We start from the raw sequence: 14,320 nt of genomic DNA, 5'->3' as shown, positions 1-14,320 counted from the left end.
TTCGAGCGGTGCTAATCGCCGGCAACCTGTCCTGCGGGTTGTTGCTCTGAGGCCGGGATGCTCCAACATCCCGGCCTCAGACATTTGTCACAGCGTGCAGGAGACGCAGGTATCGAGCTCAGTGCCCTCGAGCGCCATCTGACGCAGTCGGATGTAGTAGATCGTCTTGATGCCCTTGCGCCATGCATAGATCTGCGCCTTGTTGATGTCGCGGGTGGTGGCGGTGTCCTTGAAGAACAGCGTCAGCGACAGGCCCTGGTCGACGTGCTGGGTGGCGGCGGCGTACGTGTCGATGACCTTCTCGTAGCCGATCTCGTACGCGTCCTGGTAGTACTCCAGGTTGTCGTTCGTCATGAACGGCGCCGGGTAGTACACGCGACCGAGCTTGCCCTCCTTGCGGATCTCGACCTTCGACGCGATCGGGTGGATCGACGACGTCGAGTTGTTGATGTACGAGATCGAGCCGGTCGGCGGCACCGCCTGCAGGTTCTGGTTGAACAGACCGTGCTGCTGGATGCTCTCGCGCAGCTCGATCCAGTCCTGCTGCGCGGGGATGAACTTGCCGGCGAAGAGCTCCTTGACCTTCTCCGTCGCGGGCACCCAGGCCTGTTCGATGTACTTGTCGAAGAACTCGCCCGACGCGTAGGTGGAGTCGGCGAAGCCGTCGAAGGTCTCGCCGCGCTCGATGGCGAGCTTGTTCGACGCCTTCAGCGCGTGGAACAGCACGGTGTAGAAGTAGATGTTCGTGAAGTCGATGCCCTCTTCCGAACCGTAGAAGACGCGCTCGCGGGCGAGATAGCCGTGCAGGTTCATCTGGCCGAGGCCGATGGCGTGCGAGCGATCGTTGCCGTCCTCGATCGAGCGCACCGAGTTGATGTGGCTCTGGGTGCTGACGGCGGTCAGCGCGCGGATGGCGGTCTCGACGGTCTTGCCCAGGTCATCGGCATCCATCGCCAGGGCGATGTTCATCGAGCCGAGGTTGCACGAGATGTCCTTGCCGATCTGGTCGTACGACAGGTCGTCGTTGTACGTGGTCGGCGTGTTCACCTGCAGGATCTCGCTGCACAGGTTCGACATGTTGATGCGGCCCTTGATCGGGTTCGCCTTGTTCACCGTGTCTTCGAACATGATGTACGGGTAACCCGACTCGAACTGGATCTCGGCGAGAGTCTGGAAGAACTCGCGTGCGTTGATCTTCGTCTTCTTGATGCGCGAGTCGTCGACCATCTCGTGGTACTTCTCGGTCACCGAGATGTCGCCGAAGGGCACGCCGTAGACGCGCTCGACGTCGTACGGCGAGAACAGGTACATGTCCTCGCCCTTCTTCGCGAGCTCGAACGTGATGTCGGGCACGACGACGCCCAGCGAGAGCGTCTTGATGCGGATCTTCTCGTCGGCGTTCTCACGCTTCGTGTCGAGGAAGCGCATGATGTCGGGGTGGTGCGCGTTGAGGTACACCGCGCCCGCACCCTGCCGGGCGCCGAGCTGGTTGGCGTAGCTGAAGCTGTCTTCGAGCAGCTTCATCACCGGGATGATGCCGGATGACTGGTTCTCGATCTGCTTGATCGGCGCACCCGACTCGCGGATGTTCGACAGCAGCAGCGCGACGCCGCCGCCGCGCTTGGACAGCTGCAGCGACGAGTTGATGCCGCGGGCGATCGACTCCATGTTGTCTTCGATGCGCAGCAGGAAGCAGCTGACGAGCTCGCCGCGCTGCGCCTTGCCGGCGTTGAGGAAGGTCGGCGTGGCGGGCTGGAAGCGGCCCGAGATGATCTCCTCGACGAGGTCGATCGCGACCTGCTCGTCGCCCTCGGCGAGCGCGAGCGCGGTCATCACGACGCGGTCTTCGAAGCGCTCGAGGTAGCGCTTGCCGTCGAAGGTCTTCAGCGTGTAGCTCGTGTAGTACTTGAACGCGCCGAGGAAGGTCTCGAAGCGGAACTTCTTCGAGTACGCCAGGTCGTTGAGCTTCTGCACGAAGTCGAACGAGTACTGCTCGATCACGGCGCCCTCGTAGTACTGCTTCTCGACGAGGTAGTCGAGGCGCTCCTTGAGGGAGTGGAAGAACACGGTGTTCTGGTTGACGTGCTGCAGGAAGTACTCCCGCGCGGCGCGCTTGTCGGCGTCGAACTGGATCTTGCCGTCCGCGTCGTACAGGTTGAGCATCGCGTTGAGGGCGTGATAGTCGAGCCCTTCGTACGCGGGGTTCACCTTGAACTCGACTGCGTCTGTCACTGTCGCTTCCACCATCGTTCCAATCCGTCGCTCACGCGATCGACGTCGTCCTGTGTGCCGAATACCTCGAAGCGATACAAGTGGGGCACGTCGCACTTGCGGCTGATGATCTCTCCGGCGAGGCAGAACGCCTCGCCGAAATTCGTGTTGCCCGCGGAGATGACCCCGCGGATGTGGCGCCGGTTGCGCTCGTCGTTGAGGAACCGGATGACCTGCTTGGGCACGGCGCCCTTCTCTTCGCCGCGCCCCTGCCCGCCCCCGTAGGTCGGGGTGACGAGGACGAACGGCTCGTCGACGACGAGCGGCTCCTCGGTGCGGAGCAGGGGGATGCGGCGGGCGGGAAGGCCGAGCTTCTCGATGAATCGTGCGGTGTTACCCGACGCGCTCGAGAAGTAGACCAGGAGCGGCACCGCGGTCGCGACCATGCTCACAGTTCACCTCGGTTCCTGAGCGTCGTCGAAGGACGATTCCTGAGCGCCGTCGAAGGATCACGCGAGACGGGCTGCGAGCTCGTCGATCTTGTCGGGACGGAAGCCCGACCAGTGGCCGTCATCGGTGACGACGACGGGTGCCTGCATGTACCCGAGCGCTTTGACCTGCTCGAGCGCCGAGGCGTCTTCCGAGAGGTCGGTGATCTGGTACTCGATGCCCTTGGCGTCGAGGGCGCGGTAGGTCGCGTTGCACTGCACGCAGGAAGGCTTGGTGTAGACCGTGATCGACATGGTGATGTCTGATTCCCCTCTGATCCAGGTGGTTTCTCCGGCGGACCTCCGCCGGGACTTCAATACTACATATGGGGACGGACATTGGAAGCGACCACAAGGGGTAGTAGTTACATCCGTGTAGTTTTCCACTGCTCTCCCCAGATACAACACAGTTTGTCCACGCTTTCTTCCACAGCCCTCGCGCACCCGAGAGGTCGCTCCGACCGCGGATTCACGCGGCTTGCAAGACCGGCTGGTGAATCCATCCACAGGCAGGACGGTACGCCCGGCCACCGACATCCGATTTCCTGTGGAGAAGCGTCCTCGGCGTGTCGCGGCGCGTCGCCACCGAGCCGTCTCGCGCCGCCGAGCGCGCGCCGGATAATCTGCTCTGATGGCGGGATATCGGGACCTTCTTCGCACGCCCGGTGTGGCGCGGATGATCGCCGCACAGCTGGTGGCGCGCTTCCCCAACGGAATGACGAGCCTGGCGATCCTGCTGCACGTCGAGCAGCAGACCGGATCGTACGGCGCGGCCGGCATCGTGCTCGCCGCGGCCTCGGTCGGGCAGGCCGTCGCCGGTCCCGTCACGAGCCGCTGGATGGGCGCCTGGGGCATGCGCCGCGTGCTCACCCTCACCCTCATCGTCTGCGTGCTCGCCGTGCTCGGTCTCGCGCTGCTTCCGCTCGGCCTGCCCGGCTACATGGTCTTCGCCCTGCTCGCGGGGCTGTCGACCCCGCCCGTGCAGGCGGCCGTGCGCACCATCTATCCCAAGCTCGTCAACGCCGGTCAGCTCACTCCTCTGTTCTCGCTCGACGCGTCGCTGCAGGAGATCATCTGGATCGTCGCACCGGTGGTCATCACCGTCGTGTCCACCCAGGTCGGCACGGTGCAGGGCCTGCTGCTGGTCGCGGCGATCCTCGTGCTGGGCGGGGCGTGGTTCATCCTCTCCCCCGAGGTCGGTCGCGTGCGCATCCCGCGCAGCCGTCGCGCGTTCGGCCGTGTGGTGCTCAAGCCCCCGGTGATGCTCGCGACGGTCATCGGCTTCCTGCTCATCGGCGCCTGCTCGGCGGTCGAGGTGGGCGTCGTCGCAACCTTCGGGCACGGCGGGCTCGAGGCCGGACTCGTGCTCGCGGTCTTCTCGGTCGGCAGCCTGGTGGGCGGCCTGGCGTTCGGGCACATCCCGATCGGCCCGTGGGCGATGGCCCGCCGCCTGCTCATCGTGACGACCGGTCTCGGCCTGACGATGGTGTCGCTGAACATCTTCTGGCTCGGCGGCACCCTGGTGCTCGCCGGTGTCGGCATCGCACCCGCTCTGGCGGTGCTCTTCGCGATCACCACCGCCAGCGTGAAGTTCAGCGAGACCGCCGAGGCGTTCGGCTGGGCGGGCACCGGGCAGCTGATCGGCGCCGCCGCGGGGTCGGCGGTGGCGGGCATCCTCATCGACCAGTCCGGGCCGACGGGCGCGTATCTGGCGGCCGCCCTGTTCGCCTTCGTGGGTCTGGTCGTCTCGATCGTGTTCGTCCGCGCGTTCCCCGACCTGCGCCACCGCGACCCCTCTCCCTATCCCGACACCGAGCCGATCCAGACCGCCCGCATCTAGGCTGGTCGCGTGCCCGCACTGATCACCCTCCCTCGTCTGGTGTGGGGCGACGGTCCCCGCCGCGCCCTGCTCGTCCACGGCCTGGGTTCCTCGGCAGCGCTGATGTGGCGCATCGGCGCCGCACTGGCGGATGCCGGGTGGCAGGCCACCGCGGTCGACCTGCGCGGTCATGGCGATGCGCCTCGCGCGCTCGACTACTCTGTCGCCGCCTACGGCGCCGACGTCGCAGCCGTTCGCCCGGAGGGCGACGGCGAATGGGATGCCGTGATCGGGCACTCGCTGGGCGGCGCCTCGACCGTCGTCGCCGCGACCATGGCATCCGGATGGGCGAGGCGCCTCGTGCTGATCGATCCGGCGATCCACGTCGCCGGGCGCGACGAGGGGATCATCCGCCGCAGCCAGAAGCGCGCGTTCGCGGCGCCCGATGTCGAGTCGGTGCGCGCAGAGCATCCCGACTGGCATCCGCAGGACGTGGAGCTGAAGGTGGATGCCGTGCTTCGGGCCAGCCGGTGGGCCGTCGAGCAGACCAGCGTGCAGAACCAGCCGTGGGACGTGCGCGCGCAGGCAGCGCAGCTCGACATCCCGACCCACATCGTCGGAGCCGACCCCGAGGTGTACAGCCTGTTCACCGGCGAGCTGGCCGATTCGGTGCTCGAGAACCCGCACATCACCATGTCGGTCGTCGCCGGCGCCGGACACTCACCCCACCGCGATCGTCCCGAAGAGACGATCCGGCAGATCCTGGAGGCCCTCTCGTGAGCGCATTCGACCCCGCAGATCATCTGCCCGACGACCTGCTCGAGCGCATCCGCGAGCGGGCAGCCGTGCACGACCGCGAGAACACCTTCCCGCAGCACGATCTCGACGAGCTGCGCGAGGCCGGCTACCTGTCGATCCTCGTGCCGCGCGAGCGCGGCGGCGCGGGCCTCGGCCTCCCCGAGGCGGCGGTGCTGCAGCAGCGCCTCGCCTCCGCGGCACCCGCCACGGCGCTGGCGATCAACATGCACCTGGTGTGGACGGGTGTGGCGAAGGTGTTCAGCGACCGCGGTGTGCCGGGGATGGAGTTCGTGCAGGACGGCGCCGTGGCCGGCGACGTCCTCGCGTTCGGCATCAGCGAGGGCGGCAACGATCTGGTGCTGTTCGGCAGCGACACGGATGCCGTGCCGCAGAGCGACGGCGGCTACGCCTTCACCGGCACGAAGATCTTCACCTCCCTCGCCCCGGTGTGGACGAAGCTCGGCCTGCACGGTCTCGACACCACGAGTCCGGATGCCCCGAAGCTCGTGTTCGCGTTCATCGATCGCACGGATGCCGTGACCACGAGCGACGACTGGGACACCCTCGGCATGCGCGGAACGCAGAGCCGCACCACGCGACTGAACGGTGCGGTCGCGGCGCCCGAGCAGGTGGTACGTCGCATCGATCCCGGCCCGAACCCCGACCCGATCGTGTTCGGCATCTTCAGCGTCTTCGAGATCCTGCTGGCATCGGTGTACACCGGCATCGCCCGGCGCGGACTCGACCTCGCTGTCGGCGCCGCGAAGGCGCGCCGTTCGAAGAAGACCGGGACGACGTACAGCCAGGATCCCGACATCCGGTGGCGGATCGCCGAGATGGCGCTGGCGTACGACGCCCTGCCGCCGCAGATCGCCGCGCTCGCGCGCGACGTCGACGACAGCGCCGACCACGGTGCGCGCTGGTTCACGCTGCTGTCGGGGCTGAAGCACCGCGCCGTCGTGATGGCGAAGCAGGTCGTCGACGAGGCGATGCTCGTCGCCGGCGGCGGCTCGTACTTCTCCGCGAACGAGCTGTCCCGCCTGTACCGTGACGTGCTCGCCGGCATGTTCCACCCGTCCGACCCGGAGTCGGCGCATTCGACGGCCGCGTCCGCGTGGCTCGGCCCTCTCGAAAGCTGACTGCCCCGGACGCGTCAGGCATGTGGCGCGTGACGCGTCGACGAGGTAGCGACGATATCCGTTGTCAGTGCTGCGCCATCCTGCCGATATGGTCTACTTGCGGTCGAAGTCGAAGGCCTTGAGCAGCTCGCCGACCGCCGTCTCGCGCTGCTCGCCGCCCTCCTCGAACATGTGCGTGACATGCGTGCGCAGGTGATTCTCGAGCAGCAGGCGGTTGAGCGACTCCAGCGAGCGCTGCACGGCACGCGACTGCGTGATGATGTCCATGCAGTACTCCTCGTTCTCGATCATCCGCGCGATCCCGCGCAGCTGACCCTCGAGGATGCTGGTGCGGTGCAGCGCGCGCTTCTTGATGTCGTCGATCACCCTTCAAGCGTAGTCACCGTGAAAGGATGTCGACATGTCGCGAACACCGATGGCGCTGCTCTCGCCCGCCGATCAGGAGCGACTGCGCGGCCTGCGCCGTATGAAGGCTGTGGCCCTCGGTGCGCTCATCTTCATGGCCGTCGTGTTCGTGCTCTCGTTCTGGCTCGAAGCACGGCATCCCTGGCTCGGATACGTCCGCGCGGCCGCGGAAGGCGGCATGGTCGGCGCTCTGGCCGACTGGTTCGCGGTGACCGCCCTGTTCCGGCGCCCGCTCGGGCTGCCGATCCCGCACACCGCGATCATCCCGAACCGCAAGGACGAGATCGGCCGCACGCTCGGCGAATTCGTCGAGACCAACTTCCTGGCGAGCGACGTCGTGCGCGACAAGCTGTCGACGACCGCACTTTCGCAGCGACTGGGCGAATGGCTCACGCACGAGGCGCACGCCGAGCGTGTGGGCTCGGAGGCGGCGACGGCCGCGTCGGCGGTGCTGCGGGCACTGAGCGACGACGACGTTCAGAGCCTGATCGCCGACCTCGCGCGCGAGCACCTCATCGAGCCGGACTGGGCGCCGTCGGCCGGCACCTGGCTGCAGCGCATCGTCGAGGCGGACGCGCATCGCGGGGCCGTCGACCTCGCGGTCGACAGCCTCGGCGCGTGGTTGGAGAACAACGCAGCGGCCTTCCAGGGGCTCATCTCACGACGACTGCCGTCCTGGGTGCCCCGTCTCGCCCACCGCTTCGTCGACGAGACCGCCTACAGCGAGGCGCTGAAGTTCGTCCGCGCCGTGCACGCCGATCCCCGGCATCCGGCCCGCCTCGCCCTCGACGGCTACCTCGCCCGCCTCGCCGACGGCCTGCAGCACGACGAAGCCATGCGCGACCGGCTCGAGAGCGCGAAGACGACGCTGTTCGACAGCCCGCGGGTGGGCGAGCTCGCCGCGCAGGCATGGAACACCGCCAAGGCGGGCCTGCTCGACGCGCTCGCCGACCCCGAGAGCGGGCTGCGCCGCAGGGCGGCCGCCGCGATCGCCGAGATCGGGCAGCGGCTGGCCACCGACCCGACGCTGCAGGCGCGGGTCGACGGCTGGGTGACGGACGCGGCCGTGTTCCTCGTCGACCGGTACCGCCATGACATCGCGTCGATCATCACCGACACCGTCGAGAAGTGGGATCCGGCCGAGACCACGGAGAAGATCGAGCTCATGGTCGGGCGCGACCTGCAGTACATCCGCCTGAACGGCACCGTCGTGGGGGCGCTCGCGGGTCTGGCGATCTACGCCGTGGCGCACGCCCTCATCCCCGTGGGGATCGGCTGAGCCGCTCCCGCGGCGATGGCCCCGCGTCGCCGGGCAGCGTCAGGCCGCGACCGCCTCGGCGATCGGCGTCTCGCCGTCGTTGAAGAGAATGGTGCGGCCGACCGTCGAGTCGTCGACGAGCACCTGTGCGATGACCTCCGCCACGTTCGCGCGCGAGACCTGATCGGATTCGCTCGAGGTGACATCGATGCGCCCGGTGCCCTCTTCGAGGGTGAGCGCGCTCGGTCCCAGCACCGTCCAGTCGAGCTCGGACGAGCGCAGGTGCTCGTCTGCGGCGGCCTTCGCCTCGGCATAGGCGTGGAAGGGGTTGTCGGCCGGAACCCCGTGCTCCCGCGAGGCGCCGAAGTACGACACCATCACGTAGCGGCGCACACCGGCCTCCGCCGCTGCGTCCATCGACCGCACCGCGGCGTCGCGATCGACCGCGCGGGTGCGAGCGGCGTCTCCGCCGCCGGCGCCCGCCGACCACACCACGGCGTCGTGACCGGCGAGAAGCTCGGCGATCGCCGCCTGGTCCTGCTGCTCGATGTCGAACACGACCGGCTCCGCACCGGCCGCACGCACGTCGTCGACGTGGTCGGGGTTGCGGATCACGGCGGTCACCTCGTCACCGCGGGCAGAGAGAAGGGGGGCGAGCAGCAGGGCGACCTTTCCGTGGCCGCCGAAGATCACGATTCGAGCCATGCCTCCACCGTACGCCGCTTCGGCGAGGGCGGGGTCCGCTCAGCGACACTTCCGCTGCGGTATGAGACTGACACTCAGACGTCAAGCCTCGTGCTGGAAGAGAAGTCTCGCGACGGGCCCGGCTAGCGCGCGGCGAGGCCCGCGAGCAGTTCGAGCACGCACAGCGCGGCGAGCCGCACGGTGCGGGCGTCGTCGGCATCGGCTGTGGCGTCGACCTCGGCGATGTCGGCGCTGACCACCTTCGCGTCCGAGGCGATCGCGCGCACCAGAGCGCGCAGCTCCCATGCGGCGAGGCCGCCGGGCACGCTGGCCGGGCAACCCGGCGCGACGGCCCGGTCGGCGACGTCGACGTCGATGTCGAGATGGATGCGCGATCCCGCCCCCGCGATCGCGAGCGCGTCGGCCACCACCGAGGGGATGCCCTTCGCGCGCACCTCGTCGAGCGTGATCACCCGGATGCCGAGCTCGGCCGCGCGATGCGCGTATGCGGCCGAGTTCGCGAAGTCGGCGATGCCGATCTGCACGATGCGGGCCGGGGCGATGCGCTCGCCGACCGGGGCGTCCTCGATCAGGCGGCGCACCGGGGAGCCGTTCGAGACGCCCTCGCGCAGGTCGAAGTGCGCGTCCAGCGTGATCAGGGCGTCGGCTGCGGCGCCCCTGGCGACCGGGTACGTGAGCGAGTTGTCACCGCCGAGCGCGATGACCAGCCGCGCCTGCCCGGCGAGCTCGTGCACGCGTTCGACGGCGCGCTGCACGCCATCGTCGCCGTCGGGCTCGCGCACGTCGCCGGCGTCGACGATTCGCAGGGCCTGATTCAGATCCACCACCGGCGGCCCCATCACCGCCGCGCTGTAGCGCGGCAGCGCATCGCGGATCGCCGCGGGCGTCGCGTGGGCTCCGGTCGGCGACAGCGAGGTGCGCCAGGTCGGGATGCCGATCAGCGCGGCATCCGCCCTCTCCCCCGGCTTCGCCGCGGGCCACGACCCGGCGCGGGGCCAGAGCTCGTCGTGCGAGAGTGCCATGCTCATCCCTTCCGCCAGACGGACACGCCGTCCTTCCACACCTGCCGCACGAGCGGCACCCCCGGTCGGTACGCGAGGTGCACGCTGGTCGGTGCGTCCAGCAGCACGAGATCGGCCCGTGCGCCGGGAGTGATCACGCCGACGTCCGAGCGCCGCAGCGCGGCCGCTCCCCCGGCGGTCGCCGCCCAGACTGCTTCGGCCGGCGTCATCCCCATCTCGCGCACGGCGAGCGCGATGCAGAAGGGCATCGACGAGGTGAAGCTCGAGCCGGGATTCGTGTCGCAGGCGATGGCGACCGTGACACCCGCATCGATCAGGCGACGAGCGTCGGGGTACGGCTGCCGGGTCGAGAACTCCACTCCCGGCAGCAGGGTGAGCACGGTGTCGGATGCGGCGAGGGCGGCGACGTCGTCGTCGGTCAGGTACGTGCCGTGGTCCACGGACGCCGCTCCGAGCTCGACCGCCAGCCGCACACCGTCGCCGGGGCCGAGCTGGCCGGCGTGCATCCGCGGCCTCAGCCCGCGGGCGATGCCCGCCTCGAGCACCCGCCGCGACTGCGCGACGGTGAACGCGCCCGTCTCGCAGAACACGTCGATCCACTTCGCGTGCGGGGCGCAGGCATCCAGCATCTCGCCGATCACCAGGTCGACGTAGTCGTCGCCACGGTCGGCGTACTCGGCCGGCACGACGTGCGCGCCGAGGTACGTGACCTCGTCGGTGACCTCGGCGGCGAGACGCACCAGACGCTCCTCGGTCTCGACGTCCAGACCGTAACCGCTCTTTATCTCGACGGTCGTGGTGCCCTGGGCCAGCATCTCGTCGACGAACCCGCGAACTCGCGCCCGCAGCTCGCCGTCGCTCGCGTCGCGGGTATCGGCGACCGTGGAGCGGATGCCGCCTGCGGCGTACCTCTGCCCCGCCATGCGCGCCTCGAACTCGGCCGCCCGATCGCCGCCGAACACGAGATGGCTGTGGCTGTCGACGAAGCCGGGGATGACGGCGCGGCCGCCGGCGTCGACGATCGCGTCGGCTGACGGCGCCTCGGACGAGGGGCCGACCCACGAGATCGAGTCGTCCTCGACGAGGACGGCCGCGCCGCGCATGATCCCCTTCGACAGGTTCCTAGGCCCGATCGGCTGCGCCCCGGTGCCTGCCTGGGCCGCTGAGCCTGTCGAAGCGCCGACATTTGTCGTGAGCTCCCCGATGTCGGTGATGAGCGTGGTGGTCACAGCATCGGCACCTTGAGTCCGCGTTCCCGGGCGATGTCTCGCGCGTGCTCGTAGCCGGCGTCGACATGGCGCATGACACCGGTGCCGGGATCGTTGGTCAGCACCCGCTCGAGCTTCTGCGCGGCGAGCTCCGAGCCGTCGGCGACGCATACCTGGCCGGCGTGGATCGAGCGCCCGATGCCGACGCCGCCCCCGTGGTGCAGCGACACCCAGCTGGCGCCGGATGCCGTGTTCAGCAGCGCATTGAGCAGTGGCCAGTCGGCAATCGCGTCGGAGCCGTCCTTCATGGCCTCGGTCTCCCGGTAGGGCGATGCGACCGAGCCCGAGTCGAGGTGGTCGCGCCCGATCACGATCGGCGCCGAGAGCTCGCCCGACGCGACCATCTCGTTGAACTTCAGTCCGGCGAGGTGGCGCTCCTTGTAGCCGAGCCAGCAGATGCGCGCAGGGAGGCCTTCGAAGTGCACCGTATCGCCCGCCTTGTCGAGCCAGCGGTGCAGGGCCCTGTCTTCGGGGAACAGCTCGGCGATCGCGCGGTCGGTCTTGTAGATGTCTTCGGGATCGCCCGACAGAGCGGCCCAGCGGAAGGGCCCCCGGCCCTCTTCGAACTGCGGGCGGATGTACGCCGGCACGAAGCCGGGAAAGTCGAACGCGCGGTCGAACCCGCCCAGCTGCGCCTCAGCGCGGATCGAGTTGCCGTAGTCGAAGACGGCCGCCCCCGCGTCCTGGAATGCGACCATGGCGGCGACGTGCGCGGCCATCGACTCGCGTGAGCGCCGGGTGAACGCCTCGGGGTCGCGCGCCGCCTCGGCTTTCCAGTCCTCGATCGGGACACCGATCGGCAGGTAGGCGAGCGGGTCGTGGGCGCTGGTCTGGTCGGTGACGACGTCGATCGCCAGCTCACCGGCATCCTGACGGCGCTTCAGCTCGGGGAACACCTCGGCCGCGTTGCCGACGACGCCCACCGACAGCGCCTCGCCGGCCTGCTTCGCCGCGACGACCCGGGCGACCGCGGCATCGAGATCGGTGGTGTACTCGTCGAGGTAGCCGTGATCGACGCGGCGCGACAGGCGCGACTCGTCGACGTCGACGATCAGCACGACGCCTTCGTTGAGGGTGACCGCGAGCGGCTGGGCGCCGCCCATGCCGCCGGCGCCGCCGGTGAGGGTGAGAGTGCCCTTGAGCGAGTCCCTGCCCAGCGAGCGGGCCACCGCGGCGAAGGTCTCGTAGGTACCCTGCAGGATGCCCTGGGTGCCGATGTAGATCCACGACCCAGCGGTCATCTGGCCGTACATCATCAGGCCGAGCGACTCGAGCCGGCGGAACTCGGGCCAGGTCGCCCAGTCGCCGACGAGGTTGGAGTTGGCGATGAGCACGCGCGGTGCCCACTCATGCGTGCGGAACACGCCGACGGGCTTTCCGGACTGCACGAGCAGGGTCTCGTCGGGCTCGAGCTCGTCGAGGGTGCGCACGATCGCGTCGTACGCCTCCCAGCTGCGCGCTGCTCGCCCCGTGCCGCCGTAGACGACGAGGTCTTCGGGGTGCTCGGCGACCTCGGGATCGAGGTTGTTCATCAGCATCCGCTTGGCGGCCTCCGCGCCCCAGCTCTTGGCCGTGCGCTGATCACCCCGAGCGGCGCGGACGGTACGCGCGGGATCGTGCATCGTGGCATGCGGAGTGAGGTCAGACATTCGCGTGCTCCTTCGCGGTGCGCAGTACCGCGCCCGAGCGGACGAGCTCGGTCACGGCCTCCATGTCGGGTGAGAGGAAGTGGTCGGGTCCGGGGCCGGCGGCCACGGTGCGGATCAGGTCCCGGACGGCGCCCGTCGCGGGCCCGGCCTGAAGCGGCGCGCGCAGGTCGAGCGCGCGGGCTCCGGTGAGGATCTCGATCGCGAGCACTCTCGTGAGGCCGTCGATGGCGCGACGCAGCTTGCGCGCCCCCGACCAGCCCATCGACACATGGTCCTCCTGCATGGCGGACGAGGGGATCGAGTCGACCGATGACGGCACGGCCAGGCGCTTGAGCTCGGAGACGATCCCGGCGGCGGCGTACTGCGCGATCATCAGGCCGGAGTCGACGCCCACCTCGTGTGCGAGGAAGGGAGGGAGGCCGTGACTGCGCGCGGGATCGAGCGCGCGATCGGTGCGCCGCTCGGAGACGGATGCCACGTCCGCGACAGAGATCGCGAGGAAGTCGAGCACCGCGGCGATGGGCGCCCCGTGGAAGTTGCCGTTGGATTCGATGCGCCCGTCGGCGGTCACGACCGGGTTGTCGACCACGGATGCCAGCTCGCGTCCCGCGATGACGGCGGCGTGCGCCATCGTGTCGCGCGCAGCACCGTGTACCTGCGGCGAGCAGCGCAGCGAATACGCGTCCTGCACGCGCCCGTCCTCCGGACCCTTGTGGCTGTGCACCATGGGCGACTCGCCGAGGAACGCCCGCAGATTCGCCGCAGAGGCGCCCTGACCCGCCTGCGGGCGCAGCGCCATCAGGTCGGCGGCGAACACGGCGTCTGTGCCCAGCTGCGACTCGATCGACATCGCGGCCGCGAGGTCGGCGGTCGTGACGAGGGTCTCGAGGTCGTCGAGCGCGAGCAGCAGCATCCCGAGCATCCCGTCGGTGCCGTTGATCAGCGCGAGCCCCTCCTTCTCGACGAGCACGAGCGGATCGATTCCGGCGGCCGCGAGAGCGTCGGCGGCGGGCATGAGCGTACCTTCGGCGTCGCGGACGTCGCCTTCCCCCATCGATGCCAGTGCCACGTGGGCGAGCGGGGCGAGGTCGCCTGAGCAGCCGAGGGATCCGTACTCGCGCACGACGGGCGTGATGCGTGCGTTGAGCATGGCCGCGTACGTGTCGACGACGACGGGTCGCACACCCGTGTGACCGGATGCCAGGGTCTGCAGCCGCAGCAGCTGAAGCGCGCGCACGACCTCGGTCTCGACCTCCGCCCCGGTGCCGGCGGCATGCGAGCGGATCAGGCTGACCTGGAGCTGCCGGCGGCGCTCAGGAGCGATGAAGGTCGTGGCGAGAGCGCCGAAGCCGGTCGAGACGCCGTAGTGCGGCTCGGGGTCTGCAGCCATGCCGTCGACGACGGCGCGGGCTGCGGCGACGCGGGCCCGCGCAGACTCGGCGATCGCGACGGGGGCGAGGTGACGGGCGACGGCCACGACATCGGCGGGAGACAGGGGCGCCGCGCCGACGACCGCGGGAGAGGAATGCTGCATGTCTCGATTCCACACCGTCGCCGC

At 69.3% G+C, this 14,320-nt stretch carries 13 protein-coding genes; 4 read left to right on the top strand and 9 right to left on the bottom strand.

The genetic code is table 11. The features are described from left to right. Positions 1 to 87: 87 nt before the first annotated feature. The 3 genes from nrdE to nrdH all read right to left on the bottom strand — a co-directional run bounded on the left by nrdE (position 88) and on the right by nrdH (position 2,954). A complete protein-coding gene (gene nrdE, locus PGB26_RS07890; RefSeq protein ID WP_271637094.1) occupies positions 88 to 2,247 on the bottom strand; it encodes a class 1b ribonucleoside-diphosphate reductase subunit alpha in 2,160 nt (719 codons plus the stop codon). Then, a complete protein-coding gene (gene nrdI, locus PGB26_RS07885; protein ID WP_271637093.1) occupies positions 2,229 to 2,657 on the bottom strand; it encodes a class Ib ribonucleoside-diphosphate reductase assembly flavoprotein NrdI in 429 nt (142 codons plus the stop codon). Before nrdI ends, nrdE begins: the two co-directional genes overlap by 19 nt. 63 nt (positions 2,658 to 2,720) lie before the next feature. Then, positions 2,721 to 2,954 (bottom strand): glutaredoxin-like protein NrdH, encoded by a 234-nt coding sequence (gene nrdH, locus PGB26_RS07880; RefSeq protein WP_071644641.1) that lies wholly within the window; start codon positions 2,952 to 2,954, stop codon positions 2,721 to 2,723. Between the two features lie 376 nt (positions 2,955 to 3,330). Here nrdH and PGB26_RS07875 point away from each other — a divergent pair, with 376 nt between their 5' ends. Genes PGB26_RS07875 through PGB26_RS07865 form a run of 3 tightly spaced genes read left to right on the top strand, consistent with a single transcriptional unit; the run spans position 3,331 to position 6,455 of the window. Further along, positions 3,331 to 4,539 carry an MFS transporter gene (locus tag PGB26_RS07875; protein WP_271637091.1) on the top strand — a complete coding sequence of 403 codons (1,209 nt, stop codon included), beginning with the start codon at positions 3,331 to 3,333 and terminating at the stop codon, positions 4,537 to 4,539. 9 nt (positions 4,540 to 4,548) lie between these two features. Continuing rightward, positions 4,549 to 5,298 (top strand): alpha/beta fold hydrolase, encoded by a 750-nt coding sequence (locus PGB26_RS07870; protein WP_271637090.1) that lies wholly within the window; start codon positions 4,549 to 4,551, stop codon positions 5,296 to 5,298. Beyond that, positions 5,295 to 6,455: an acyl-CoA dehydrogenase family protein gene (locus tag PGB26_RS07865; protein ID WP_271637089.1), complete on the top strand. Its 1,161-nt coding sequence runs from the start codon at positions 5,295 to 5,297 to the stop codon at positions 6,453 to 6,455. The genes PGB26_RS07870 and PGB26_RS07865 overlap by 4 nt, the downstream gene beginning before the upstream one ends. A 93-nt stretch (positions 6,456 to 6,548) precedes the next feature. Here PGB26_RS07865 and PGB26_RS07860 read toward each other — a convergent pair whose 3' ends face one another. Next, positions 6,549 to 6,821, bottom strand: a complete 273-nt coding sequence (locus PGB26_RS07860) for a metal-sensitive transcriptional regulator (protein ID WP_271637088.1) — start codon at positions 6,819 to 6,821, stop codon at positions 6,549 to 6,551. A gap of 34 nt (positions 6,822 to 6,855) precedes the next feature. Between PGB26_RS07860 and PGB26_RS07855 the strand changes: the two genes are divergently transcribed. Then, positions 6,856 to 8,139 carry a DUF445 domain-containing protein gene (locus tag PGB26_RS07855; protein ID WP_271637087.1) on the top strand — a complete coding sequence of 428 codons (1,284 nt, stop codon included), beginning with the start codon at positions 6,856 to 6,858 and terminating at the stop codon, positions 8,137 to 8,139. Between the two features lie 39 nt (positions 8,140 to 8,178). On the opposite strand, the gene PGB26_RS07850 is transcribed toward PGB26_RS07855, so the two are convergent. The 5 genes from PGB26_RS07850 to hutH all read right to left on the bottom strand — a co-directional run bounded on the left by PGB26_RS07850 (position 8,179) and on the right by hutH (position 14,296). After that, positions 8,179 to 8,823: an NAD(P)H-binding protein gene (locus PGB26_RS07850; RefSeq protein ID WP_271637085.1), complete on the bottom strand. Its 645-nt coding sequence runs from the start codon at positions 8,821 to 8,823 to the stop codon at positions 8,179 to 8,181. A gap of 122 nt (positions 8,824 to 8,945) precedes the next feature. Further along, a complete protein-coding gene (locus tag PGB26_RS07845) occupies positions 8,946 to 9,851 on the bottom strand; it encodes an arginase family protein (protein WP_271637084.1) in 906 nt (301 codons plus the stop codon). After that, positions 9,848 to 11,074 carry an imidazolonepropionase gene (gene hutI, locus PGB26_RS07840; RefSeq protein WP_271637083.1) on the bottom strand — a complete coding sequence of 409 codons (1,227 nt, stop codon included), beginning with the start codon at positions 11,072 to 11,074 and terminating at the stop codon, positions 9,848 to 9,850. Before hutI ends, PGB26_RS07845 begins: the two co-directional genes overlap by 4 nt. Next, positions 11,071 to 12,762 carry a urocanate hydratase gene (gene hutU / locus PGB26_RS07835; protein WP_442922975.1) on the bottom strand — a complete coding sequence of 564 codons (1,692 nt, stop codon included), beginning with the start codon at positions 12,760 to 12,762 and terminating at the stop codon, positions 11,071 to 11,073. The genes hutI and hutU overlap by 4 nt, the downstream gene beginning before the upstream one ends. Further along, a complete protein-coding gene (gene hutH, locus PGB26_RS07830; RefSeq protein WP_271637082.1) occupies positions 12,755 to 14,296 on the bottom strand; it encodes a histidine ammonia-lyase in 1,542 nt (513 codons plus the stop codon). Before hutH ends, hutU begins: the two co-directional genes overlap by 8 nt. Positions 14,297 to 14,320 lie beyond the last annotated feature (24 nt).

Origin of the sequence: Microbacterium sp. nov. GSS16 (assembly GCF_028198145.1) — a bacterium.
In the GTDB taxonomy this organism is placed as follows: Bacteria; Actinomycetota; Actinomycetes; order Actinomycetales; family Microbacteriaceae; genus Microbacterium.
This window is presented reverse-complemented; position numbering and strand designations above follow the sequence as displayed.

What these genes read in the sequence shown, in the direction of transcription:
- nrdE (WP_271637094.1), bottom strand. Translation starts at nt 2,247, where the DNA reads ATGGTGGAAGCGACAGTGACAGACGCAGTCGAGTTCAAGGTGAACCCC.
- nrdI (WP_271637093.1), bottom strand. Translation starts at nt 2,657, where the DNA reads ATGGTCGCGACCGCGGTGCCGCTCCTGGTCTACTTCTCGAGCGCGTCG.
- nrdH (WP_071644641.1), bottom strand. Translation starts at nt 2,954, where the DNA reads ATGTCGATCACGGTCTACACCAAGCCTTCCTGCGTGCAGTGCAACGCG.
- PGB26_RS07875 (WP_271637091.1), top strand. Translation starts at nt 3,331, where the DNA reads ATGGCGGGATATCGGGACCTTCTTCGCACGCCCGGTGTGGCGCGGATG.
- PGB26_RS07855 (WP_271637087.1), top strand. Translation starts at nt 6,856, where the DNA reads ATGTCGCGAACACCGATGGCGCTGCTCTCGCCCGCCGATCAGGAGCGA.
- PGB26_RS07850 (WP_271637085.1), bottom strand. Translation starts at nt 8,823, where the DNA reads ATGGCTCGAATCGTGATCTTCGGCGGCCACGGAAAGGTCGCCCTGCTG.
- PGB26_RS07845 (WP_271637084.1), bottom strand. Translation starts at nt 9,851, where the DNA reads ATGAGCATGGCACTCTCGCACGACGAGCTCTGGCCCCGCGCCGGGTCG.
- hutU (WP_442922975.1), bottom strand. Translation starts at nt 12,762, where the DNA reads ATGTCTGACCTCACTCCGCATGCCACGATGCACGATCCCGCGCGTACC.
- hutH (WP_271637082.1), bottom strand. Translation starts at nt 14,296, where the DNA reads ATGCAGCATTCCTCTCCCGCGGTCGTCGGCGCGGCGCCCCTGTCTCCC.